The organism is Flavobacterium sp. Root935 (assembly GCF_001429295.1).
Taxonomy (GTDB): Bacteria; Bacteroidota; Bacteroidia; order Flavobacteriales; family Flavobacteriaceae; genus Flavobacterium.
In genome coordinates this window covers 1,039,410-1,064,875 of sequence record NZ_LMJL01000008.1, presented here as the reverse complement: position 1 = coordinate 1,064,875, position 25,466 = coordinate 1,039,410, and the positions used below count along the sequence as shown (strand labels likewise).

The window sequence follows — 25,466 nt, the reverse complement described above, 5'->3', positions numbered from 1 at the left end:
ATGAAACAGTATTTTAATAAAATAGCATTAATCATCTTGATTGCATTGTTAGCGACAGGCTGCAGTGATTTCTTGGATGTAACGCCTCAGGATAAAATTTTAGAAAATCAAATATTTGAAAATGAAGCCGGAATGCAGAATGTGCATAACGGACTTTATTTAAGTCTGGTATCTGATGACCTTTACGGAAGACAGCTGACAATGGATGCTGTAGAAATTTTAGGGCAACAATATAATATGACAAACAATACTTCTAAAAGTAAAATAGCATCATATTCTTATACAGAAAGTCATCCTAAAGCAGTGTTCTCTAATATCTGGGAAACAGGATATAAAACTATTTTGTATGCCAATAAATTTTTAGAAAGCATGGAGGAACATGCAGGAATTGTTTCAAAGGAAAAATCCGATCTTTTAAAAGGAGAAACAATCGGGATTAGAGCAATGCTTCATTTTGATATGCTTCGTTTATATGGACCAATCTATAAAGTTGATCCTTCTCTTCCTGCAATACCTTATTATGACACTGCCGTTACTGCAAATCAGCCTTTGATTTCTGCAAAAGATGTTGTGGCTAAGATTCTGGCTGATTTGGATAAAGCCTTAGAATTATTAAAAAAAGATCCAATTTTGACTTCAGGAAAATATAATGCTACTACTGATTTTGATGCTAATCCGTATTATTCTGCAAATAGAGGTTTACGAATGAATTATTTGGCTGTAAAATGCCTTAAAGCACGTGTGTTATTATATTCTGGAGATAAAACAGGGGCTTCTGCAGTAGCAAATGAAGTAATTAACTTTACTAAATCGACGACATTTTTTCCATGGACTCCATTTTTAGAAGCCACAAATGCTTCAAATCCAGATCGAATTTTTTCTTCTGAAAACTTTTTCGCTTTAAGTGATTACAGATTGTATACAAAACAAAAAGCTTTATTTGATTATAATCTATCCAATGAAGCTATTTATTCGCCTTTATTGAGCAGATTAACAGCTGTTTTTGAATCAAATGATAATGATTACAGAAGCCTGCCAAGCTGGAAAGTTCCTGCTGTTGGTGGAAAAACGCAAAAAACTTTTTACAAATATGAAGATGTAGAGACAAAAACAAAGCTATTTCGTCTGCAGATTCCTATGATAAGACTTTCAGAAATGTACTTGATAGCTGCAGAAACCGCACCAGTACCAGCCGACGGAATTGCTTTTTTAAATACACTTCGTTTTAATCGCGGTTTAACAAATTTGGCTGCAACGGCAAATGTTACTACAGAAGTTACAAAAGAGTATAAAAAAGAATTTATTGGCGAGGGACAGCTATTCTTTTACTATAAAAGAATAAATAGTGCTACAGTTCCTAATGGCTCAGCAGCTTCTGGAAACATAACTATGGGAGCACTTCAATATGTTGTGCCATTGCCAGAGATTGAAGTTAATTTCCAATAATTTTAAACAAAGTATCATGAAAAAAATATTGATTTTAAGCATATTGTTTTTATCATTTTTAGGACTTGCTTCATGCGATCAGGAAGGAATAGAAACATATAGTGGAAGTGACAGCATTTATTTTGCACCTTCTGTTTATGGAATTTCTGACGGTGCAACTATAACAGTAACAGATAGCACAGGGATTACTTTCGCTTTAGACAAGGCTGAAATTGCTGGTAGAATTTATAATATTCCAGTTCGAGTGCAAGGAAAAAGCAGTGATGTGGACCGAAAAGTAAAAATTACCATAGATCCCAAAAGTACTGCCGTATCAGGAACTCATTTTAAAATTCCTGAAAATTTTGTAATTCCTGCAGGAACGGTAGTGAATGATCTGCCAGTAACTGTTTTCAGAACTGCAGACATGAAGAAAAATGGTTTTTTGCTGATTTTAAATTTAGAGGAAAACGAATCGTTTAATACGAATATGAAAAGTAAAGTAATAAATAATCTGACGAATAAAAAAATCAGCTTTATTACTTTCAAACTTTCTTTTGATGATAAATTAACGCAGCCTATCGGATGGTATGCACCATATTTAGGTGTTTTTTCGGCAAAGAAATTCTTCTTGATGTGCGACTTGATTCATTTAGAGCCAGCAATGTTCAATCAGAAATTAGGTTCAGTAGGACTTGCTATTTCTGATATTATGTATTATCAAGCTTTTATGAAACGTTATTTGGCTGACCAAAAAGCATCTGGCAATACTGTTTATGAAGAGGATGGGAAAGAAATGGTCTTTCCTTAAAAATCATTTAGTAAATTTTAAAAATAGAACATTATGTTAAAAAATATAAAGATTCAATTTCTTCTGTCGCTGTTGCTGGTTTTAACTTATAGCTGTGCTGAGGATGAAGGAAATTACAATTATAGTGCAATAAATGAAATACACGCGACTGGTATTGAAGAAGCGTATACGGTTTATACGGGTGATAATTTTAAAATTACGCCTGATTTGAATGAAACTTTAATTGACGTCAACAGTACAGATCGTTACAGCTACGAATGGGTAGCGCTAAATCCTGCTAAACTTTTATTAGAATCACGAACATTGCTTGCAACTACCAAAAATTTGGATGGAGTCATAAAGTTAGCACCAGGAAGTTATAATATCTACTATTTTGTAAAAGATAAAGTTACAGGCGTTACTTGGCAGCAAGAACCTTTTAAGCTAAATGTAGTTTCGGCTATTTATGAAGGCTGGATGGTGATAGGAAATGTAAACGATAAAGCACGTCTCGATATGGTTTCAATTGTGCCAGGTGTTGCACAACCAAGAATTATTACAGATGTTTTAGATGCTTCAGGTTCTGCTTTAAAATTAACTGGCAAAGCTGTAGAGGTTTCTTGTTTTGGAAGCGCCGTTTCTACTACTTCGGCTTATGGGATTTATGTAACTACTACAGAAAATGGTACCGCAAGACTTGATCCAGATTCTTTTGCGTGGACTCAATCACAAAATTTGGCTTATGAAACTTTGGGAGGTTCATTTCCTACCAATTTTGGGGTTGATTTTATGGAAACTCCTGGTGCCGGAGGCGAAAATTTTATTTACAGCAAAGGCGATATATATTATTATTACCGCGCTTTTAATATAAAATACGGTTTGCCTCAAAACATATTAGAGACAGCTACAAAAACTTTTTATGCAGCGCCTTTTATAGCTTCTAATAATGGCTCAAGTGCAGCGCCGGTTTTCTTTAATAATGAGACTAGCAGTTTTGTTCGTTTTAATTATTCAAAAGGAAATTGTTCGGCGATGCCACCTGTCACTGGAACTGCATCAACTTTAGATTGGAATAATACGAACTCCGATTTAATCTACATGACTACTTCTGGATTTAATGGTTATGAAAATTTTGCTGTTCTAAAAAATCGATCAACAGGAAAATACTATTTACTGCGTTTTTCTCGAGGTTTGATTCAAAGTTATTACAAAGAAATTTTGAATGCGCCAGAATTTGACAAAGCAACAAAATTTGCTGTAAGCCCAGATTCAGGGTATTTATTTTATGCAGTTGGTGGTAAAGTGTATGAATATGACAACGGAACACAATCGGCTAAATTGATGATTAATAAAGGTGCTGAAGAAATAACTTATATCGCTTTTAATTCTCTAGCAAAAAATGCTGACAAAAAATTAATTGTGGGCAGTTATGGAACTTCTGGCACATTAGAGCTTTATACAGTTCCTCCGGTAAACGGCGATTTAGTATTAACTGACAAATATGAAGGCTTATGCAAAATTGTCGATGTTGCATACCGCCGAAGATAATTTTAAACTAAAAAAAAACCGAATGAAGAGTAAAATTCATTCTTCATTCGGTTTCTAAAACCACATTTTATGAAACGATTTATTAGAATCGCAAGCGCAGTTTTGCTGCTTGCCTGTCCATCTATTGCCTTAAAAGCACAGGCTCAATCTACCGAAGAAAGCTGGGCGCAGGCCAAAAAACAAGCGCAAACGGAGAAGAAATTAATCTTTGTCGATTTGTATTTTACAGGCTGTGCGCCGTGTGCACAAATGGACAAAGAAGTATTTCCAGATCCAAAAGTAGCAGCTGTTTTAAGTGCAGATTTCGTCACTTTCAAGTCTGATATTTTAAAAGAAGAAATTGGTAAAAAATTATGCATGAAATACGGCGTAACTGGTTTTCCAACATTTTTATTTATGAATGCAGATGGAAAAGTAATTGATATTGCAGGCGGATTTCAAAACGTTGAGCAATTTACAGCCTTGCTTCAAAATGCAAAAGAAGCAGCTAAAAAAGGAATCTTCAAAAAGTATAGTCCAGAAATCCAGGAAAAAGATTATCCTGATTTTTACAAACAAGCTTATTTAGACGGAAAAAGAAATGTGCCGTTTGAGGTTATCGATACGTATTTAAAATCCAAAGATGCTTCTGAAGAGGTTTCTTTTGTGATTATTACCGGATTAAGAGTGGGTAAACAATATGATGATCCATTTCTTTTTGGGAGTAAAAAATTAGCGAATGATTACGGAAAATGGAGTGTTAACAGTCATGTATTTACAATTTTACAGCGCAAGAAAAAAGAATTTGAAAAAAAGAAAGATTTGAAAGGTTTTATAGAATTAGTAAATGATGCTAAAGAACTATACACGCCAGAAGAATTTGCCAAATACTCGGGTATTTTACTTAAAGATTTTGGAGTAGAAAAAGTGGTTGTGAATCCGTATTCTGCACAAAAGTAAATCGAAATGAAAAAGATATTCCTGTTTTCAATATTAATTTTTAGCTGCAACATTTATGCTCAAAACAGCATTCAGAAATCTATTGAAACTTTCGAAAAAGCCTTTCAAAATAAAAGTTACAACGAGATGAAAAATCTTCTGGCACCGCAGTTTACTGTTGGTGTTGGAGATTCGTCTTCAAACGAATATTATCTGAATGGTATTTTTAATGCTTTTCCCGTTTTAGATTCAATTCAGATTGGAAAAACTGTTGAGATGAAAAATGAAACCTATGTTTTGGTAGATTTCTATTTTAAAGGAAAAGAAAAGAAACCGTCTCAAATCGTTTTCAATTCAGAAAGAAAAATTTTATATGTGACTTTCTTTGATGGTTTATATAAAGTTGACCGAAATGCAACAGTAAAACAAGTGACCAGTATTCCGTTTCAAATTATCGAAAACGGAATCGCCATTAAAATCAAATTAAACAAAGCCGATCGAGAATTTTTAATGCTTTTTGACACTGGCGCAGACGGAATGGCTTTAAATCCCGATAGCGCATACAAAGCGGGAGTTGTTGTGACGAAAACCAAATCGGCTTCTGTAGTTGGCGGAAGTCAGGAAGTGAAATATTCTGCGGATAATACGATTTATATTGGCGATCAGGTTCTAAAAAATCAAGGATTGGTAATTTTTCCAAAGCACGGCGTTTATGACGGCTTATTTGGTGCCAATTTGCTTCGAAATTATATCACTTCTGTCAATTTTGATACCATGACAATTGATTTGTACAACTTCGGAAATTTTAATTATTGGGGAAAAGCAAAGCCGTTGGTTTTTGATTATAAATCGGGACTTCCGGTAGTAAAAATGAATCTGACTTTTGAAGATAAAAAAACAGTAGAAGGCAGTTTCACTTTTGATACTGGAGCAGGTTATGATCTTATTGCTTACGGACCTTTTAATCATAAAAATAATCTCGAAGCAAGTTTAAAAACCGAGTACACATCTGTCAATTACAGTTTAGGAAAACAAACTAAAATTGTTGGCGGCGCCATTCCGAATATTTCTATTAACGGAAACAATTTTTCAAATGTAACCGTGGCACTTCAAGAGTATGACGAAGCCAATAAAAACTGGGCTTTCGCCGATGGGTCTTTGGGAATTGATTTAATAAAACGTTTCAATTTTACAATCGATTTATTACACAAAACCGTGTATTTAGAACCCAATAAAAATTTCAATAAAACACCTTCTTTTTATTTGAGCGGACTCGATTTAGATTTTGATGAAAAGCAGAATCTTTTGGTAAAAAGAGTTTTAGATCAGCAAAATGAAGATTTAAAGAAAGTAAAAGTTGGAGCAAAAGTTACTCAGATAAACGATTTCGAAGCCAAAGATTTAGTAAAACCAGAAAATCTTAAAAAGCTGAAAGAAACTAAAGAAAGCAAAGATATTATTATAGAACAAGACGATCAATCGATGCGAATTTCAATTTAATCTATCAAACAAAAAACAAATATACTATTATGAAAAAACACATTTTTTATTTCATTTTAACCTTCATTACGGTTCAAATGAGTTTTGCTGCAAACCTATCTGAATATGCAGTAATCAAGGGAACGATTTCGATTCCAGATAGTAAAGTAAAAGAAGTTACACTTTACAATGTCGAAGAAGGAAAGCCAGTCGTTGCAGCTACCGCAAAAGTTAATTCGCTGGGGGAGTTTGGCTTTATGACACCAGTTTCAGCCGCTGGCTTTTATTATGTCGATTACGGACAATTTAAAAGCAGAAACCAATTAATTCGTTTGTATTTAGAACCTAAATTGGATATCAATCTTGTAATAAATAAAGAAAGTTACGTTTTAAGCGGAAAAAATATCGGACAAAATGCCTTGGTTCAAAAAGCCAATGAAATTTACAACGAATTTGCGCCTTTCGCTAGACTTGGAGGAAATGTAACTTATGTGGAGTTTTATCCTTTTATAGATAAAGGTGTGGCTAAAGCAGAAGAATTTTCGAATTCAATAAAAACGAAAGATGCTAGCTTTAATAAGTTATTAAAATTAGCCGTTGCAACAGATGTTGAAGAATTGACGTATACTTTTTTCAGAATGCCTAGAACTGCATTTCCAGATAAAGATGATCGTCCTGCGGTAATCAAAACTTGGCAGACCGATAAAAAGTTTACAGATCCAGATTTATTAAAATTGCAAAATGGCGTTTCATTAATGTCACATTATTTCTTTTATGTAACAATGAATTCTGGTTCAGGGCCAAAACGTCTGGATTTAGCAGAAGCAATTACTCACATTACAGATCCAGCTTTAAAAGATGTTTATCTTCGTGATGCAGTTGCAACATCAAGAATGAAAATTGAAGAATATGAAAAAATTGCACCAAGTATAAAACCTTTTATGATTTCTGATGCAAGTAAAACATTTTTAGTAGAATACGAAAAAGTATTGCATAAAAGCGTAGGTCAAAAAGGATTAGATTTTACGTATAAAGACATTAACGATAAACCAGTTTCGTTTTCAGATTTTAAAGGTAAATTTGTTTACATCGATTTATGGGCAACTTGGTGCGGACCATGTAAGGCCGAGATTCCTCACATGAAAAAAATCGAAGAAGATTATCACGGAAAAAATATTGTTTTTGTAAGCCTTTCATTAGATAAACCAAAAGATGCACAAAAATGGAAAGATTACGTTATTAAAGAACAATTAAAAGGAATTCAGTTAATGGCAGATAAAGATTTTGGTTCAGATGTGGCTAAAAATTACGAGGTAAATGCCATTCCGAGATTCTTATTGTTTGATCCAAAAGGAAACATTATCAATGCAGATGCGTTTCGTCCTTCAAATCCTGAACTAAGAGAACAGCTTGACAAATTATTGAAAAGTTAATAAACCAGCTTTATGAAATACAGCAAAAAAATAGCGATCTTACTGCTCTTCGTTGGATGTTTGTCATTCGCGCAAGCGCAGCATTATAAAGCAAATGATCCAATTGCGGTCAACCAAAAAATAAAAAAAGGAGTGCTGCCAAATGGAATGACGTACTATATTTATCCGACTGAGGTCAATAAAAATACGGCAAGTTATTACATCATTCAAAATGTAGGTTCGATTTTAGAAAACGACCAGCAGAAAGGTCTGGCGCATTTTCTGGAACATATGGCCTTTAACGGAACCAAAAATTTTGAAGGAAAAGGAATCCTGAATACGCTTCAAAAACAAGGTGCTGTTTTTGGAAAAAATATCAATGCCTACACCAGCACAGACGAAACAGTTTATAATCTGGACAATATTCCGTCAAAAGATGGTGGAGTAGTAGATACCTGCTTATTGGTTTTGCACGACTGGTCTAATTTTTTATCGCTGACGAATGAAGAAATCGATGCCGAGCGTGGTGTAATTACCGAAGAATGGCGCACGAGACAAAATGCAAGAGCAAGAATTTACAATCAGTTAGCGCCGTATTACTACAACAATTCGCTTTACGCAGACCGCATGCCGATTGGCGATATGGAAATCGTTAAAAACTTTAAATACCAGGTTTTAAAAGATTTTTATAAAGATTGGTACCGTCCGGATTTACAGGCAATCGCAATTGTTGGAGATATTAATGCAGATGAAATTGAGGCAAAAATCAAAAAACTTTTTGCAGATATTCCAACACCCGTAAATCCGAAAAAAAGATTTGAAGTTGCTATTCCAGAAAAAGCAGAACCTACTTTTAAACTGGCTTTAGACAAAGAAATTGCAGCATCGAATATCAATTTTATGATTCGTCATAAAGCTGAGAAAGCAACTGGAACTTATGCCGATTTAGAAAAATCTACACAACGAAGCATTGCGTTTGGAATTATAAACAATCGTTTGAGCGAAATGGCTCAAAAACAAGAATATCCTTTTAAAGGAGCACAAATTGGATATCAAAAATATTCCCGTTTGAACGATGTTTTTGTAGTAAGCATAACGCCTAAACCAGATAAACAAGCCGAAGCTTTAACAGCAGTAATGAACGAATGGGTTCGAGCTTATAAATTTGGTTTTTCAAAAGGAGAAATCGAAAGAGCAGTTACAGAAACGATTTCTAGATATGAGAATTATTTAGACAAACTAAACGAGATTTCGCACAAACAAGTAATCGGAATGGTAAAAGATGATTATTTAAACCATGAAGTTATTGCAGATCCTAAAGCAGAATTTGAAATGACGAAAAGCATTTTGAAGAATATTGATACTAAAACGCTTCAGGACGAAATCAATAAATTATACACAAAAGAAAATCGCGTCGTAACTGTAACGGGTGTTGAAAAAGAAGAAAACCTAATGCAGGAAAAAGCTTTTGATATTATTCAGAAAGCAGAAAATGATGTTTCATTACAGGCGTATGTAGATACTTTTGAAGGAAAAACACTTTTAGGAAATCTGAAAATTAATCCAGGAAAAATTGTTTCTGAGAAAAAAGAAACTGCAATCGATGCCACAACTTTTGTACTAAGCAACGGCGTAAAAGTGCATTATAAGTTTGCAGATAAAAACAAAAAACAGATAAACCTGCAAGCAGAAAGTTTGGGCGGTATATCCTTGTATAAATTTGAAGACATGCCCTCAGCATATCGTTCTACAAGTCTGGCAATGATGTCTGGCGTTGGTGAACTTTCTAATGTTGATTTAGAAAAGGTTTTAAAAGGAAAAATTGCAAATTCATCTGTAAGTTTAAATTCTGTAAAGGAAACAGTTTCGGGTTCTGCAAATGTTAAAGATATCGAAACGATGATGCAGCTAGTGCATCTGCGTTTTGTACAGCCAAGATTTGATTCGGAAATGTATGATCTCTTAAAACAAAGACTTCAAAACTCCTTAAAAAATAGAGAAAACGACATTAATGCTAAGATGCAGGATAGTCTATCCAATATTGTTTACGGAAAAAATAACCCTAAAATTCGTCCATTAGATCAAAAATATATCGATGATTTATCTTTTGATAAAATGAAAGCGATTTATACGGATCGCTTTGCAGATGTTTCAAATTTTGATTTTTTTATTGTTGGGGATGTTACAGCAGAAGTTTTAAAACCATTACTAGAAAAATACATCGCAAGTATAAATGGGATCAAACGAAAGGAAAAATTTAATACCGAGATTCCAAAATGGACGTCGAATAAAATTGATAGAGATGTTTTCATAAAAATGGAAACTGCAAAAAGTTCTGTTCGAATCACATTTGTAAAGGACTATGCTTATACTCAGCGAAACAGAATTTTAGCTTCTTTCTTAGGAGATATATTGACTTTGCGTTATACAGAAAGTCTTCGTGAAAAAGAAGGTGGAACTTATGGCGCAGGTGTGGATTCAGGAATTGACAAATTACCAATTTCAAAAGCTAGTCTAGAAATTAACTTTGACTGCGATGCTAATAAAGTAGAGCATTTACTTCCAATTGTTTATCAAGAAATTGATAAAATTAAAAAAGGAGATATTGTAGCTGAGGATTTAGAAAAAACAAAAACAAACTATTTAAAGGAGAAAGAAGACAGCAAAAATTTTAATATGTATAGCAGTTATTTGCTTTACAGTTATTTTATAGATGGCAAGAATATGAATGATCCTAATAATTACGAAAATATTATAAAAGGTATTACAGCAAAAGATATTCAGGACTTTGCGAATTCGTTTTTATACAAAGCCGATTCATATGAAATCGTTTTCAAACCACTACAATAATCTGAAGAGTTTTTATTACTAGAGTTTAATTTGTATTTCCCTATCAATCAATTATTTTGAATTAGTAAGCAATTTAGTTTGAATAGCGGATTTAATAGAGGGTTGTTTTTGCTATTCAACCCTCTTTCTAAAGTTTTTACCCATGAAAAAGAATATTTTTTTACTGGGCTTTTTCCTGCTGTTTTCCATATTAGTAAAAGCTCAGATATATAACCCAATAAAATGGAAAACCAGTATTGCGAAAATTTCTGATACTGAATATGAATTGCAGGCAAAAGCCATTATAGAATCGGGCTGGCATTTATACAGTCAGGAAGTTGCAGACGGAGGTCCGCTTCCCACAACTTTTAGTTTCAGCAGGAGTTCAGATTTTCAATTAGTTGATAATGTAAAAGAAGAAAAAGGAAAAAACATTAATGATCCCGTTTTTAAAATGCAGATCAAGTTTTTTGAAAAAGAAGCAGCTTTTACACAACGCATTAAAATACTTTCGTCCAAACCTTTCAAAATTAAAGCTCAAGTGGAGTTTATGGTTTGTAATGATGAAAATTGTCTGCCGCCAAGTTCTGATGAATTAGAATTTAATATTAGTCCTTCCGCGAAAGCGAAAACGTTAATAGAAACAACCGTAAAAGAAAATAATAAACCAATTGTTGTTGATTCTTCGGTTTTAGAATTAAAAGAAAAAGCATCAATAGTTTCAAAAGAAATAGTTGAAACGCCAAAAGCAGCAGTAAAAAAAATCCAGCCCAAAACAGCATCAAGAAGCTTGTGGACTATTTTTCTTTTATCATTTTTCTCTGGATTTGCTGCATTGCTGACGCCTTGCGTTTTCCCGATGATCCCAATGACGGTCAGTTTTTTTACCAAACAAAGCAAAACCAAATCGCAGGGAATTAGAAAAGCCATTTTTTACGGAATTTCGATTATTGCCATTTATATTTTTCTAGGTGCCGTTGTAACTTGGGTTTTCGGAGCAGATTCATTAAATGCGCTTTCCACAAATGTCTGGTTCAATCTGATCTTTTTTGTGCTGTTAATGGTATTTGCCTTTTCATTTTTGGGTGCATTCGAAATTATGCTGCCGAATTCATGGGCAAATAAAGTTGATACGCAAGCAGACAAAGGCGGAATCGTCGGGATATTATTTATGGCTTTGGCCTTGGCAATTGTTTCCTTTTCGTGTACTGGGCCAATTGTTGGAACGTTATTGGTGGAAGCCGCTTCACGCGGAGGAATTGCACCTTTTGTGGGAATGTTTGGTTTTTCCTTGGCTTTGGCTTTACCCTTTACACTATTTGCTGCTTTTCCCGGCTGGCTGAATTCACTTCCAAAATCTGGCGGATGGTTAAATTCGGTAAAAGTGTTTTTGGGATTTTTAGAAATGGCTCTAGCGTTCAAATTTTTATCAAACGCCGATTTGGTTCTGCAGTTGCATTGGCTGGAAAGAGAAGCTTTTTTAGCCATTTGGATTGCCATTTTTGGAACGCTGACTTTTTATTTATTCGGAAAAATTCAGTTACCGCACGATACGCCTAGTTCCAAAATCAGCGTTGGAAGACTTGGACTTGGTGTTGTAGTCCTGGCTTTTACCATTTATTTAATTCCCGGAATTTGGGGTGCTCCGCTAAAAATGATCAGCGGTTTTCCGCCGCCAATGCATTACAGCGAAATTCCAAATGGATTGAATAATTCAAGTTCATCACAAATAGTGCAGAATCTTCCAGAAGGAGCAGAGCTTGGCCCCCATAACATTATGGCCTTTACCGATTACGATTTAGGAATGCAGTACGCCAAAAAAATAGGAAAACCAGTTATGATCGACTTTACCGGCCACGCCTGCGTAAACTGCCGAAAAATGGAAGATAATGTCTGGTCTGACGAAAAAGTACAGAAAATTCTAAAAGGCGATGTGGTCTTGATTTCTCTATACGTTGACGACAAGAGAGAATTGACGCAAAACGAGCAGATTACCTCTAAGCTGACAGGGAAAAAGTTAAAATATATTGGTCAAAAATGGAGTGAATTTCAAACACTAACTTACAAAACCAATGCACAGCCTTTTTATGTTTTGGTAAATCATAACGGCGAAAAGCTCAATGAAACTTCAGCCTACAATCCAAATATTCAAGAATATTTAAACTGGCTGCAAAAAGGCGTTTCTAATTTTGAGAAAAGTTCATAAAGAGATTTTTATCTTTAATTTGTAATTATATTGTTGATGAAAGAGACTATCTAAAAGGGATAGTCTTTTTTTTTATATTTTTTGTTCCGTAGGAACATTTCATCGGTAGAAAATTATTGTTAGCATATTCATCGTTCCATAGGAACGTTTCATTTTGACATTGTTTTTTAACAATTTACCAATTTCAAACGTCCTACGGACGTGAATATGACGGGTCATTATTTTGTCTACCAATGAAACATTCTTACGGAATGACGTTAGCTATATAAACGTAAAAAAGCGGTTATCTCAATTTTGAGATAACCGCTTTTTTTAGAATCCTAAGAGAGTATTAAGAAAGAACAGCTTCTGGCTGTTTAACGGCTTTTTTAGTAAAGTTTAAAGTCATTTGATCTAAATGTCCGTAGAAAAAAGTATCCAGAACTTCTTGAAAAACAGGATCTGCATTTTCTACCTGAACAAATAAACTCATTGACGAATGCAGTTTTCTTGCGCCAAGTTCGCCCAAAATACCTTCTGCTGACTTTTTCTTTAAAGTCAAAAGCAATTTTGAGATTTCAATTAAATGTTTTGCTAAAATCGGATGATTTAAAAATTCAGTTGCTTCTTTAAGATCTGCAACCGCATAATAATCAGAGAGCGCGCTTTTTCCCAATCCTTTTATCTGCGGAAAAATAAACCACATCCAGTGTGTTTCTTTTTTTCCTTTTTTAATCTCAGAAAGAGCAGTCAGATAAAGTTTATTTTGTGCATCTAAAAATCGGGTCAAATCATTTTTTGCGTAGATCATCTCTTGATTATATATTAAATGGTTTATAAATCGGGTTTGTTTAATCGGTAACACTTGTTTAATCTTTTATTATATTTTATCGAAATTTTCGATTATCAAAAGTAGAATTCCTATCTATTTGGGAGTTATAGAATTATAGCGTGGTGTTATATAATTTCGATAATCTTTAAGTGTAGGAATGTCCTGTTAATTTATTTTTAAAGTTTTAAAAAGAGCTAAATTCTAATGTTATTTTAATGTTCTGCAAAAAAAATGGCGCTAAATTGCGCGCTCCTAAAAATTAGGATGACTGCTCTAAATCACTGAGGTTTTGAACAAAATCGAATGTGGTTTTTAGACTGAAAAGTAAATTTAGAGGCAAAAAAGACTTAGGAATTATTAAACTGTTTTTTGGTTAAAGTCTTTCAGGGATTTTATTGGTGATGTAACTTTTATTTTTTAGAAAATGTTGAATAAAATTAAAAATAGCTTTTTTTGCAAATGCCTTCAGGTGTTACTAGTCGGTTATTTTTTAATCAGCAGTTTAAATATCTCCAATAGTTTTGGCAGAATTATAAGTGACAATGCCGAAACTTATACTGTAAAAGGTATTGCATGCAATTTTCTAAAGAAAGTTTTTAAATGCGACGGAATTCCAGAAGAATTGGATGATTACGAAACAAAAGACACGAAAACAGCCAAATTAGCTAAAGGAATTCCAGCAATGGAATATTTGATTTCGATAGAATCATCAATGCCTAATTTTTATTTTCACATAGAAACCAAAGGAAAAAACTACATCAATAATCCAATGTTTTCGTTTGGATTTCATGGTAAGATACATTTACCGCCTCCTCGAATGAACTCATAAATACTTGTTTTTTAGGGATTGGAAGAAAAATCTTGATCTCGAATACGGTTTTTGCCGTATATTTATTCTATGTAATAATCTCGTATTTATACTTACATTCATGACACCATTAAAACGTTTTTATACCTTATTGCAGCTCGATAAGCGCGATGTATATCAAATTATCTTCTATGCTGCTTTTGGAGGGTTAGTAAACCTTTCACTGCCTTTGGGAATCCAGGCTATTATTAATTTTATTCAAAGCGGACAACTCAGCGTTTCTTGGATTGTTCTCGTAGTTTTAGTTACAATTGGAGTTGGTTTTGGCGGTGTTTTAACAATCTTACAGCTTCGTATAGTCGAAAACCTGCAGCAGCGAATTTTCGTTCGTTCTTCATTTGAATTTGCATACAGAATGCCTTTAATTAAATTTAAAGAAATGTATTCTGAATATGCGCCCGAAAAAGCCAATCGTTTTTTTGATACCTTAACGGTGCAGAAAGGAACGGCAAAATTACTGCTTGATTTCTGTACAGCATTTCTTCAAGTGGGTCTGGGTATTATTTTACTGGTTCTTTACCATTCTTTCTTTATGGTTATCGGACTTCTTTTCATTGTTATTTTATATGTCATTTTTAAATTTTCTTACAAAGATGGTCTAGAAACCAGTTTGAACGAGTCGAAGTTTAAATATAAAGTAGCAGCATGGCTTCAGGAAATTGCCCGAAATCGAGAAAGTTTCCGCAGAAAAGGTGCTTTTGAATACGCTTTAGATAGAAATGACGGCTATGTGAGTCAATATGTTAACTACCGTGAAAAACACTTTCAGGTAATGAAAAAACAATATATACAGCTGACTATTTTTAAAGTAATTGTTACCGCTGCCTTATTGTCGATCGGTGGTTTTCTGGTAATTCACCACCAAATGAACATAGGGCAGTTCGTAGCAGCTGAAATTGTAATTGTATTATTGATTAACTCAGTTGAGAAAATTATTTTCGGATTAGAATCTTTCTATGATGTTTTGACTTCCCTTGAAAAAATTGGACAGATTACGGATATGGAAATTTCATGCATTCCGCAGACTTCTGATAAAACAGAAAAAGGAATTAATATAGAAACCGAAAGCATCAGTTATAATTATCCAGAACATACCAAAAAATCGCTTAAGAATATTAATTTAAAAATCTCTCAGGGCGAAAAAATTATTCTAACCGGAACAAACGGAGCTGGAAAAAGTACCTTGTTAAGACTTCTCTCCGGAGTTTTGGAGCCAGAAAGCGGTGCCATGTATGTTACCGATAATTATATGAACCGTCTTAACGAAGACACTTACAGAGCTCAGGCAGGAACTTTTTTGCAGGGTGATACACTTTTTGCAGGTACAATACGCGAGAATATTGTTTTCGGAAACGAAACATTAAACAGTGATGATTTAAAATGGGCTTTAGATAATGTTGGTTTGACACCCTATATTAAAACTTTTGAGAACGGACTCGAGAATCAAATTCATCCAGGCGGGCGCGAACTTTCTGCTTCAGATGTTCAAAAGATTCTTTTGGCCAGAAGTATTGTCGGGAAACCGAATATTTTATTCTTAGAAGATCCGGTTGATAAAATGGACGAATTAACTTCGAACAAAATTGTTGATTTTTTACTTTCTGATGAAAACGACTGGACTGTAATTGTAACTTCTAAAAGTGACATTTGGAAAAGCAAGTGCAGCCGTATGATCACGATTGATGACGGAAAAATTATTAACGACATAAAGCTTTAATCATGCTCAATATATCTAAAGATAATAACGTACTTATAACGCCGGGCAAATACAAATCGATTACAAGCGTTGCCCGCAGGCCACATTATAAAATTTTAAATAAAGTCATAATCGGATTCTTGATTTTTCTTATCTGCTGTCTTTTTCTGCCTTGGACACAGAATATATCTGGAAGCGGTTCTGTAACGACTTTAAAACCAGATCAAAGACCGCAGACCGTGCATAATGCTATTGCTGGACGTATTGAAAAATGGTTTGTGAAAGAAGGAGATTATGTAAAAAAAGGAGATACTATTCTTTTTATTTCAGAGATTAAAGAAGATTACCTAGATCCAAATTTGGTTGCAAATACCAAAGAACAAGTTGATGCCAAAAAAATGGCTGCAGAATCGTATAGTGATAAAGTAGGTTCTCTTGATGTTCAGGCACAGTCGCTTACAACAGAAAGACAATTGAAATTGCAGCAGGCGCAGAATAAAATTCGTCAGGCACAACTGAAAATAAAAAGTGACAGTATGGATCTTGTTGCGGTAAGAACACAATTGCGAATTGCAAAAACACAATTTGATCGTTCTACAGCATTAAACAAAGAAGGTTTAAAACCAATGACAGATGTCGAGCAGAAAAGATTAAAACTGCAAGAGTCTGAAGCTTATATTATTACACAGGAAAATAAACTTTTGAGCAGCAGAAATGAACTGATAAACGCCAAAGTTGAAATCAATAGAATTACGGCCGAATATGCTGAAAAAATATCAAAATCAAGAAGTGATAAATTTACAGCATTAAGTACGCAGTACGATACAGAAGCTCAGGTAAATAAACTGGAAAATCAATATACGAATTATAGATTGAGAAATGGTTTATACTACATAACAGCACCCCAGAGCGGTTATGTCAATCGTGCTTTGCTGGCTGGTCTTGGAGAAACTATTAAAGAAGGAACTCCAGTTGTAAGCATTATGCCGTCTAAATATGATATTGCTGTAGAAACTTACGTAGATCCTATCGATTTACCGCTTGTTCACCGCGGTGCAAAAGTTCGTGTCTGGTTTGACGGATGGCCTAGAATCGTATTTTCTGGATGGCCAGGATTATCATACGGAACTTATGGAGGTAAAGTCGTTGCGATAGAAAACTTTATTAGTCCGAATGGGAAATATAGAATTTTGGTTTCGCCAGATGGAGAAGATCGTCATTGGCCAAAAGAATTAAGTATTGGTGCCGGAGCACAAAGTATTGCTTTGCTCGAAACGGTTTCTGTAGGGTATGAAATTTGGCGAAACTTGAATGGTTTCCCGCCAAACTACTATAATTCTGGTGATAAAGAAGAAAAAGGAAAGGAGAAAAAATAAAATGAGAAATCTTGTAAAATTGCTTTCTTTCTTATTTCTGCTGAGTTTTTCTTCGCTTCAAAGTCAGAACTTTAATGAAGAAGAGCTGAGTTTCAGCGAGTTTTTGGGATATGTCAAAAAATACCATCCGCTCGTAAAACAAGCTAATCTTGAAGTAAGCAATGCGCAGGCTAGATTAATGGCGGCGCGTGGGGGCTTTGATCCAAAAATTGAAGTAGATTACAATAAGAAAGAATTTAAAGGAACCGAATATTATTCCATATTAAACAGCAGTTTCAAAATTCCGACTTGGTATGGAATTGAAGTAAAAGCTGGTTTTGATGATACAGACGGACAATATTACAATCCGCAGAATCGCACACCAGAAGCGGGTTTAACATCGCTCGGAATCAGCGTGGCTTTAGGGCAGGGAATGTTTATCAATCAGCGAATGGCTGATGTGAGAGAAGGAAAACTTCAGGTAAAATTAAGTGATGCCGAAAGAAAACTGAAAGCTATCGCCGTTTTGTACAAAGCAAGTGAAGCTTATTTCGAATGGAGAAAAAGCTACAACGAAGCCGAATTGTATAAGAATTACTTAGGCTTTGCAAGTACGCGTTTTTCTGGTGTTAAAAAATTAATTGAATCTGGAGATTCGCCTGCAATTGACAGCGTTGAAGCTCGAATCACGGTAAGAAACAGAGAATTAAATGTAGAAAATGCAAATCTGAAACTAGCTAAAGCAAGACTTAATCTGGCTAATTATTTGTGGATTGAAAATATCCCGGTTGAATTAGTAGATTTTGTAAAACCAGAGCAGAATTTAGGTCAGACGATTGAAGAAACTTTAAGAACAGATGCCATGATGGTCGATGTTGAATCACTGGATTCGCATCCGAAAATACAATCTTTAGAAACTAAAATGTCTATTTTGGAAGTAAACAGGCAGTTAAAGGCAAATTCACTGCTTCCTAAAGTAAATGTTGGTTACAATTATATTTCAGAACCGCAATATTGGAACACTTTTAATGCCGATGACTATAAATTTAATATCGATTTTAGTTTTCCTATTTTCTTAAGAAAAGAAAGAGGGAATTTAAAAATGGCTAAAATTAAAATTCAGGATCTGCAGTTCGATATTGGTCAGCAGCGATTGGAACTTAAAAATAAAATAAAAGCACAGCAGACAGAAATCGCTTCTTTAAGAAGACAGAAAATTGTAATTGATAACCTTGTTAACGATTATATGACAATGCTGAATTCAGAAGAGAAACTGTTTTCATTTGGAGAAAGTTCCATTTTCTTAATTAATTCGAGAGAAAATAATCTGGTAAGTGCTAAGTTATCTCAAATTAGTCTAGAAAATCAGTTTTATCTTTCTAATGCAGAATTGTACAAAATATTGGCAAATCCAGATTAAAACAAATCAAATATGCAGTTTGCAATGACTGTAGTATATTAATTTTCAGAATTTAAATTCAAAAAAGCTTCAGATTTTTTCTGAAGCTTTTTTATTTAGAGAAATAATACGACCTTTCTCTTTTCATTTCTGAATTAAAATTAAAAGAAATAAATTAAACATGAAACAAGCAATTGTAAGCGCTGTTGTGCATACGGGTGAAGAAATAATCGAAAATGGTGTCGTTATTATAGAAAACGGAATTATTATTTCGGTGCAAAGTGAAATTCCAAGTGATATTGAAAAAATTGATTTAGGCGGCAGTCATCTTGCAGCTGGTTTTATAGATATTCAAATCAATGGCGGCGAAAAGTATTATTTCAGCCAGACTCCAAACGAAGAAACCATTCAGGATATTTACGATTCGAGCTTGAAATACGGCACAACACATGTTTTACCGTGTTTGATTTCTTCTTCAAGAGAAACCATTTTAGAAGGAATTCAAGCCGTTCGCAATTACATGAAAAAGCATAATAATGGTGTGATCGGAATGCATTTAGAGGGGCCATTTTTAAATCCGTTACGACGGGGCGCCCACAGTATCGATCAGGTGCGAAAACCAACAAATGAAGAACTTAGGGAAATTATCGAAAAAGGAAAAGATGTTATTAAAGTAATTACAATTGCTCCAGAATGTTTTACAGAAGAACAATTAAATATGCTGATTGAAAGCGGAATTACCATTTCAATCGGGCATTCGACCATAACCCATAAAGAAGCGCAACCTTATTTTGCTAAAGGAATAAATCTGGTAACGCACTTATTTAATGCCATGACACAGTTTGGACATCGTGAACCAGGATTGGTTGGGGCAGTTTTTGAAAATGAAGAAGTTTATGCTCCAGTTATTCTGGACGGCGTACATTGTGATTATGCAGCGGCCAAAGTAGCTTACAAACTAAAAAAAGATAAATTCTTTCTAATCAGCGACGCAACGTTTTTAGGCCGAAAAGTATCCAATTTTAAATGGGATAATTTTGATGCTCATTTAGAAAATGGTTTTTACAGAAATGAAGACGGTAATTTGGCAGGAGCTTCAATATCAGTGGCAGAAGCAGTACAAAATGCCTATAATCATCTTGAAGTTTCTGCAGATGAAGCAGTAAAAATGGCGGCTTCAAGAGTTGCAGCAGCAATTGGTCTGCAAGATAAAATCGGAAAAATTAAAGCTGGATTTCCTGCATCTTTTGTAAAATTCAATGCTGATTTATCTACAATCGAAACTTTAGATTTAACGTAAAATACATTTTTTTAAATCTTAAAATATAACTTTTAAATACTGTAGTGACTGGATAATTTTACTTTTAGTACAATTTAATTTCATACTTTTCTTTCAATCTGTTTGTTTTTAAAAAGCATATTGATAGTTTTGTGTGCATATTTAACCCCCAAACCTACTTACTTAAAATGAGAAAAAAAACTCACTACATTGTACTTGCGTTACTTTCAAGTATAATTTTTGGCTGCAGTGACGATGGAGATTCGTACAAACCAAATTACCTTCCGAGCATTGATGCTACAGCTTTACCCGTAGAAAATCATCCGATGACCATGTTTGCTGATGACGAAGATCCAGCAAGAATGTACGATAAAACAGATCGATGGTTTAGGGTAAATGAGCCGCTGCAGGTTATTCAAAAAGGAAAAGACTCTGTACAAATTTCGCTTTATTCGCCTGTTGGACTTAACGATGTAAAAATTTATGCAAAACTGCCGAATTACGATAAGCGATTTTTGATTTACAGTTTTTCAAAAATTCCTGCTTTTCACCGCTCGTTTCATAAAATACCTTTAACAGATCAGAAAAATGATTATTTGTTAGAAACAGGAAATACGGTAACAATTGACAAAATCGAAGGATTCTCTTCTGGTGCAATTGAATTCTCTGTTGAATCTGAAGATCCATTATTTCAAAAAATCAAAAAAATCAAATCCAATCATTTAGTGCAGTTTAATGATTCGTATCATATAAACGATTTGGGTAAATACCTTCCAATGAATCCAGCTTTGGCAAAAGAAGCAATAACAATGATTATTAATTATTCTTACGCCTTAAGCCATCCGCTATATTACAGCACTTTTACCAATTTTGATAAGTACAAAGAAGAGCAGGCTGCTTTGGCAGGAACTGCTGTAAATGGGGCATTGAATTGGCACGGAAATGCTGATGACGTTGACGGAGTTTACGATTATATTTCAAAAGAAGAAATTGAAAAAATATATTGGAATTATCTAGATAAAAGAACGCTTTGGATGGCAATGGTTGGAGGTGATTCTGCTTGGGGCGGAGGAAATCTGGCATCGCAATGGGAATCTGGATATGTTACCGGACATTGGTTGGGAGAAATGTCAGTTTGGTCGCATGAATATTCACATCATATTGGTTTTAGCCACAGCAGTAATTTAGCCAATAGCGGAGAAGGCGGAGGACAGCAGGAAATGCTGACTCATTTTTATAAATATTTGATTTATTTAAATGATCTTCCTTTTACAGATCCAGAGGTTTTACAAACTTATACAAAGACAAAATACCTTAACGGAACGTACAAAAAACCAGTATTTACCATTAATCCAAAGAATCCATTTTTGCTGAAATATAAAGGTGAAGGAAAATGGAATTAAAATATAAAATAGACATGAAACATATTTTGCCCTTAATTCTTGTACTTTGCTTTTTTACCAATTGCAGCAAAGACGATATTGAATCTAAAAATTATGATTACTATTATCCAACAGAACAAGCGACTCTAACCGCAGAAAATATTCCTGGAAGCACAGAAGCATTTGATCCTAAAGGAATAGCCGTTTCAAAAGATAAATTATACGTTGTTAATGGAAACGTTTTGGAAGTTTTTGATGCTCTTACTTTTACTCATATCAAAACCATTAAAGAATATGTAAAAGGAACAACTACAATTCCGCTAACGAGTTTGACTTCTGTTGCGGTTGACAATGGCCGTATTTATGTTGGAAGCACCGAATCCAGATTATTTGTTTTTGATGAGACCACAAATGCGGGAATCAGTACTGTTGGAAACGGACAATGGTGGAAGACTTTTGTACACGTTTTTGGCGTAGTTGTAAAAGATGGATTGGTATTCGTAAAAGAAAAAGAAAAGTCTATAAAAGTATTTGAAACCTCTCAGATTACAGAAACAAGTGATTGGGATTTACAGCCTCTGGCAAAATTAAACACATTAAATGGTTATACAGAAGTATATTCAATGGATGTGTATGGCGGTAATCTTGTGGTAGCAGGAAGAGAGGCAAAAAGCTATTTGTACTATAATATTGCCAATATTAAAGCAAATGCGGCGGCATCTTTAACAACTCCAATCGAGCCTCAGAAAACACAATTTGTAGATATAAAACCAATTGCTGTTTCTTTCAGCAAAGATTGGGCAGTGACTTCAGAAAATGTTGGAAGTGCTTCTTATTTAAGATTATACCCAAAAGAAGATTTTATCAAACAAAATTACAAAGCAGTTGTAAACGCTTCAGATATTTTGGGACAGAATTCATTTGGAACTATTGTGGGAACGGCACAGCTTAATGATTTTATTTTTTTATCGGACAATACCAATAAAAAAATCAGAATTATAAAATTGAATAAATCTACTATTGCAGAACAGAATAATTAGTATTTAAATTCCAAAATAAAAACTCTAAATCAAAAATTTCAAATTCTAAATTCCAAATTCCATAATCAATTGGAGTTTGGAATTTTTTATTTGGAGTTTCTCCTAAGGATTTTTTATTTGAAATCAAAAAGTCTATTAAATTGATAGGTTAATAAAAGTTTTAAGGATTTATAGCTAAAAATTGGAAATAACTATTTAAATTTGCACTCGCTATGAAGAAATATAACCAGAAAATGAATAATTATTATCATTGCAGCATGATGTGCTGTGCTGTTGTAATGGTATTTATTGATCTGGCTTAATATATAAAATGATAAAATTTATTTCCAAAAGCCTTTCATAACTATTTGAAAGGCTTTTTGATTTTAAAATGTAATTAAAGAATGATTGAATTAAAAAATGTAACCAAAACATTTCATCAGAAAGACAGAATTGTGGCTGCTTTATCTGATGTCTCGCTTAGAGTTCCTCCAGGGAAGATTTTTGGTGTAATTGGAACTTCTGGTGCTGGAAAAAGTACTTTAATTCGCTGTGTGAATTTATTGGAGAGACCAACTTCAGGAGAAATTATTGTAGACGGCAAAGCGCTTATGCAGTTATCAAATTCGGAACTGGCGATTGAAAGAAGACAAATCGGAATGATTTTTCAGCATTTTAATCTGCTTTCTTCACGAACTGTTTTTGAAAATGTTGCCTTTCCGCTGGAATTAGCTGGAACTTCAAAAACGGAAATTAAAACGCGTGTTTTAGAACTGCTTCAATTAGTTGGTTTAGCAGAAAAAGAAAATGATTATCCTGCAAGTCTTTCGGGAGGCCAGAAACAAAGAGTTGCAATTGCAAGAACTTTAGCCAATAATCCGAAAGTTCTTTTGTGTGATGAAGCTACAAGCGCGCTGGATCCTGCAACTACCAGATCTATTTTAAATTTATTGAAAGACATTAACAAACGTCTGAATATTACTGTTTTATTGATAACGCACCAAATGGAAGTTGTAAAATCTATTTGTGATGAAGTTGCGGTAATAAGTCACGGAAAACTAATAGAGCAGGGAAGTGTAGGCGAAATCTTTGCCGATCCGAAACATGAATTGACTAGAGAGTTTATTTCATCTTCTCTACATATTGATATCCCATCCGTTTATCAGGAAAAATTAAAACAAGAAGATGACGGAACTTTGAATCCGTTGTTGAAATTAGAAATGACTGGAAAATCGGTAAACGAACCTGTTATTTCTGAAGTTTCAAGACTTTTTGATACTGACTTTAAAATTGTCAGTGCACAAATGGATCAGGCGGGCGACGTAAATTTTGGTGTAATGCTGATTGAATTATCAGGAAAGCGTGAAAATTATAGTGCCGCGATTCAATATTTTAATTCAAAACATATTAAAACAGAAATTATAGGTTATGTCTGATTCCATTATAGAATTATTGTTAAAAGGAACATGGGAAACCATTGTTATGACTTTTGTATCGGGATTTTTCGGTTTTTTACTGGGGCTTCCAACAGGAATTTTACTTTTTCTTACTCGTAAAAATCAAATTTTAGAACAGCCTGCTTTAAACAGGACATTATCTGTTTTAGTAAATATTTTTCGTTCGATTCCATTCATTATTTTAATCGTTTGGATGATTCCGTTTACACGCGCCCTTGTAGGAACTTCAATTGGTGTTAGTGCGGCATTAGTACCGTTAAGTATAGGAGCGGCTCCATTTATCGCCAGATTAGTCGAAAACAGTTTGTTAAGTCTTCCTTCAGGATTAATTGAAGCGGCAAGAGCTTTAGGAGCAACTCCTCTTCAAATAGTTTACAAAGTATTACTTCCAGAGGCTTTACCTTCATTAATAAACGCTGCATCGATTACGTTAATCACGCTTGTAGGTTATTCTGCAATGGGCGGCGCTGTTGGTGCGGGCGGACTTGGACAAGTGGGCTATCAGTACGGATATATTGGTTATGATGCTGTTACAATGAATTCGGTTTTGGCATTACTGGTAATATTAGTATTCCTGATTCAGTTTGCAGGAGACAGATTATCAAAACGATTTGATCACAGATAATTATCAATTAAAAAATTAGAATTAAAAATTTAAAAATAGAATTGTCATGAAAATAAATTTCTTGAAAACAGCCGGAATTTTAGCTTTAGCTCTTGTTGTAGCAAATTGCGGAAAAAGCAAAAACAATGATCCGCATTTTATAAAAGTTGGTGTGGCTTCCGGCCCAGAATTAAAAGTAGCCGAAGCAGCTAAAAAAGTAGCAAAAGAAAAATACGGTTTAGAAGTGGAATTGGTTTCTTTTAACGATTATGTTATTCCAAACGAAGCTTTGAGCCAAGGAGATATTGATGCGAATGCTTTTCAGCACAAACCATATTTAGACGAACAATCTAAACAGCGCGGTTACAAATTGGCGATCATCGGAAAAACATTTGTTTACCCAATTGCAGCGTATTCTAAAAAAATAAAAAGTCTTTCAGAATTGAAAAACGAAAGCACAATCATTATTCCGAATGATCCAACAAACGGCGGGCGTTCTTTATTGCTTTTGCAGAAAAACGGATTGTTGAAATTGAAAGACGGCGTTGGTTTACTTCCTAAAGTTACAGACATTGTTAGTAATCCTAAAAATTTGAAAATTTTAGAATTAGAAGCACCGCAATTGCCTCGTGCCTTAGACGACGAAAATGTATCTATCGCTATTATCAATAATACTTTTGCTTCTGCAGCAGGATTAGTTCCTTCCCGCGATGCTTTATTTGTTGAAGATAAAGATTCTCCGTATGTAAATTTAGTGGTAAGCCGTGAAGACAATAAAAACGAAGAAAAAGTAAAACAGTTTTTACAAGCGTTCCAATCTGCTGAAGTAGAAAAAGCTGCTGAGCAAGAATTTAAAGGTGGAGCTGTTAAAGGCTGGTAATTAATTGTTAATTATTAATTGTTAATTATGAATTGTTAATTATGAATTGTTAATTATGAATTGTGAATTATTAATTATTAATTATGATTTCGCCCATAACTCATAATTC

At 34.1% G+C, this 25,466-nt stretch carries 19 protein-coding genes; 18 read left to right on the top strand and 1 reads right to left on the bottom strand.

Annotation, left to right across the window (positions count from 1 at the left end; translation table 11 throughout):
• From ASE40_RS09735 to ASE40_RS09700, 8 genes are all read left to right on the top strand, one after another.
• Nucleotides 1–1,446, top strand: a complete 1,446-nt coding sequence (locus ASE40_RS09735) for a RagB/SusD family nutrient uptake outer membrane protein (RefSeq protein ID WP_057116754.1) — start codon at nt 1–3, stop codon at nt 1,444–1,446.
• 16 nt (nt 1,447–1,462) lie between these two features.
• The gene (locus ASE40_RS09730) at nt 1,463–2,236 is read left to right on the top strand and encodes a DUF4843 domain-containing protein (RefSeq protein ID WP_057116753.1); all 774 of its coding nucleotides are present in this window, start codon (nt 1,463–1,465) and stop codon (nt 2,234–2,236) included.
• 33 nt (nt 2,237–2,269) lie between these two features.
• Nucleotides 2,270–3,763 (top strand): PKD-like family lipoprotein, encoded by a 1,494-nt coding sequence (locus tag ASE40_RS09725; protein WP_057116752.1) that lies wholly within the window; start codon nt 2,270–2,272, stop codon nt 3,761–3,763.
• 69 nt (nt 3,764–3,832) lie between these two features.
• Nucleotides 3,833–4,702 (top strand): thioredoxin family protein, encoded by an 870-nt coding sequence (locus ASE40_RS09720; protein WP_057116751.1) that lies wholly within the window; start codon nt 3,833–3,835, stop codon nt 4,700–4,702.
• A gap of 6 nt (nt 4,703–4,708) precedes the next feature.
• Entirely contained in the window at nt 4,709–6,181 is a 1,473-nt protein-coding gene (locus ASE40_RS09715; RefSeq protein ID WP_057116750.1) for an aspartyl protease family protein, read from the top strand.
• 29 nt (nt 6,182–6,210) lie between these two features.
• Nucleotides 6,211–7,593 carry a TlpA family protein disulfide reductase gene (locus tag ASE40_RS22340; RefSeq protein WP_057116749.1) on the top strand — a complete coding sequence of 461 codons (1,383 nt, stop codon included), beginning with the start codon at nt 6,211–6,213 and terminating at the stop codon, nt 7,591–7,593.
• A 12-nt stretch (nt 7,594–7,605) separates the two neighbouring features.
• The gene (locus ASE40_RS09705; protein WP_057116748.1) at nt 7,606–10,422 is read left to right on the top strand and encodes a M16 family metallopeptidase; all 2,817 of its coding nucleotides are present in this window, start codon (nt 7,606–7,608) and stop codon (nt 10,420–10,422) included.
• A 142-nt stretch (nt 10,423–10,564) separates the two neighbouring features.
• Nucleotides 10,565–12,607, top strand: a complete 2,043-nt coding sequence (locus ASE40_RS09700; protein WP_057116747.1) for a protein-disulfide reductase DsbD family protein — start codon at nt 10,565–10,567, stop codon at nt 12,605–12,607.
• Between the two features lie 331 nt (nt 12,608–12,938).
• Here ASE40_RS09700 and ASE40_RS09695 read toward each other — a convergent pair whose 3' ends face one another.
• Complete coding sequence (locus tag ASE40_RS09695; RefSeq protein ID WP_057116746.1) at nt 12,939–13,397, bottom strand: DUF1810 domain-containing protein; 459 nt, start codon at nt 13,395–13,397, stop codon at nt 12,939–12,941.
• Between the two features lie 490 nt (nt 13,398–13,887).
• Between ASE40_RS09695 and ASE40_RS09690 the strand changes: the two genes are divergently transcribed.
• From ASE40_RS09690 to metQ, 10 genes are all read left to right on the top strand, one after another.
• Nucleotides 13,888–14,247, top strand: a complete 360-nt coding sequence (locus tag ASE40_RS09690; protein WP_241774351.1) for a hypothetical protein — start codon at nt 13,888–13,890, stop codon at nt 14,245–14,247.
• A gap of 100 nt (nt 14,248–14,347) precedes the next feature.
• Nucleotides 14,348–16,003: a peptidase domain-containing ABC transporter gene (locus ASE40_RS09685; protein ID WP_057116744.1), complete on the top strand. Its 1,656-nt coding sequence runs from the start codon at nt 14,348–14,350 to the stop codon at nt 16,001–16,003.
• A gap of 2 nt (nt 16,004–16,005) precedes the next feature.
• Nucleotides 16,006–17,358 (top strand): HlyD family secretion protein, encoded by a 1,353-nt coding sequence (locus ASE40_RS09680; RefSeq protein WP_057116743.1) that lies wholly within the window; start codon nt 16,006–16,008, stop codon nt 17,356–17,358.
• A 1-nt stretch (nt 17,359) separates the two neighbouring features.
• Nucleotides 17,360–18,757: a TolC family protein gene (locus tag ASE40_RS09675; RefSeq protein ID WP_057116742.1), complete on the top strand. Its 1,398-nt coding sequence runs from the start codon at nt 17,360–17,362 to the stop codon at nt 18,755–18,757.
• Nucleotides 18,758–18,917: 160 nt separating this feature from the next.
• Nucleotides 18,918–20,036 (top strand): N-acetylglucosamine-6-phosphate deacetylase, encoded by a 1,119-nt coding sequence (gene nagA, locus ASE40_RS09670; RefSeq protein WP_057116741.1) that lies wholly within the window; start codon nt 18,918–18,920, stop codon nt 20,034–20,036.
• Between the two features lie 167 nt (nt 20,037–20,203).
• Nucleotides 20,204–21,418 carry a hypothetical protein gene (locus ASE40_RS09665; RefSeq protein ID WP_057116740.1) on the top strand — a complete coding sequence of 405 codons (1,215 nt, stop codon included), beginning with the start codon at nt 20,204–20,206 and terminating at the stop codon, nt 21,416–21,418.
• 14 nt (nt 21,419–21,432) lie between these two features.
• A complete protein-coding gene (locus ASE40_RS09660) occupies nt 21,433–22,437 on the top strand; it encodes a PQQ-binding-like beta-propeller repeat protein (RefSeq protein WP_241774350.1) in 1,005 nt (334 codons plus the stop codon).
• A 383-nt stretch (nt 22,438–22,820) separates the two neighbouring features.
• Nucleotides 22,821–23,852, top strand: coding sequence for a methionine ABC transporter ATP-binding protein MetN (gene metN, locus ASE40_RS09655; protein WP_057116738.1), 1,032 nt, complete (start codon nt 22,821–22,823; stop codon nt 23,850–23,852).
• Nucleotides 23,845–24,498: a methionine ABC transporter permease MetI gene (locus ASE40_RS09650; protein WP_057116737.1), complete on the top strand. Its 654-nt coding sequence runs from the start codon at nt 23,845–23,847 to the stop codon at nt 24,496–24,498. Before metN ends, ASE40_RS09650 begins: the two co-directional genes overlap by 8 nt.
• A gap of 46 nt (nt 24,499–24,544) precedes the next feature.
• The gene (metQ, locus tag ASE40_RS09645) at nt 24,545–25,357 is read left to right on the top strand and encodes a methionine ABC transporter substrate-binding lipoprotein MetQ (protein ID WP_057116736.1); all 813 of its coding nucleotides are present in this window, start codon (nt 24,545–24,547) and stop codon (nt 25,355–25,357) included.
• Nucleotides 25,358–25,466 lie beyond the last annotated feature (109 nt).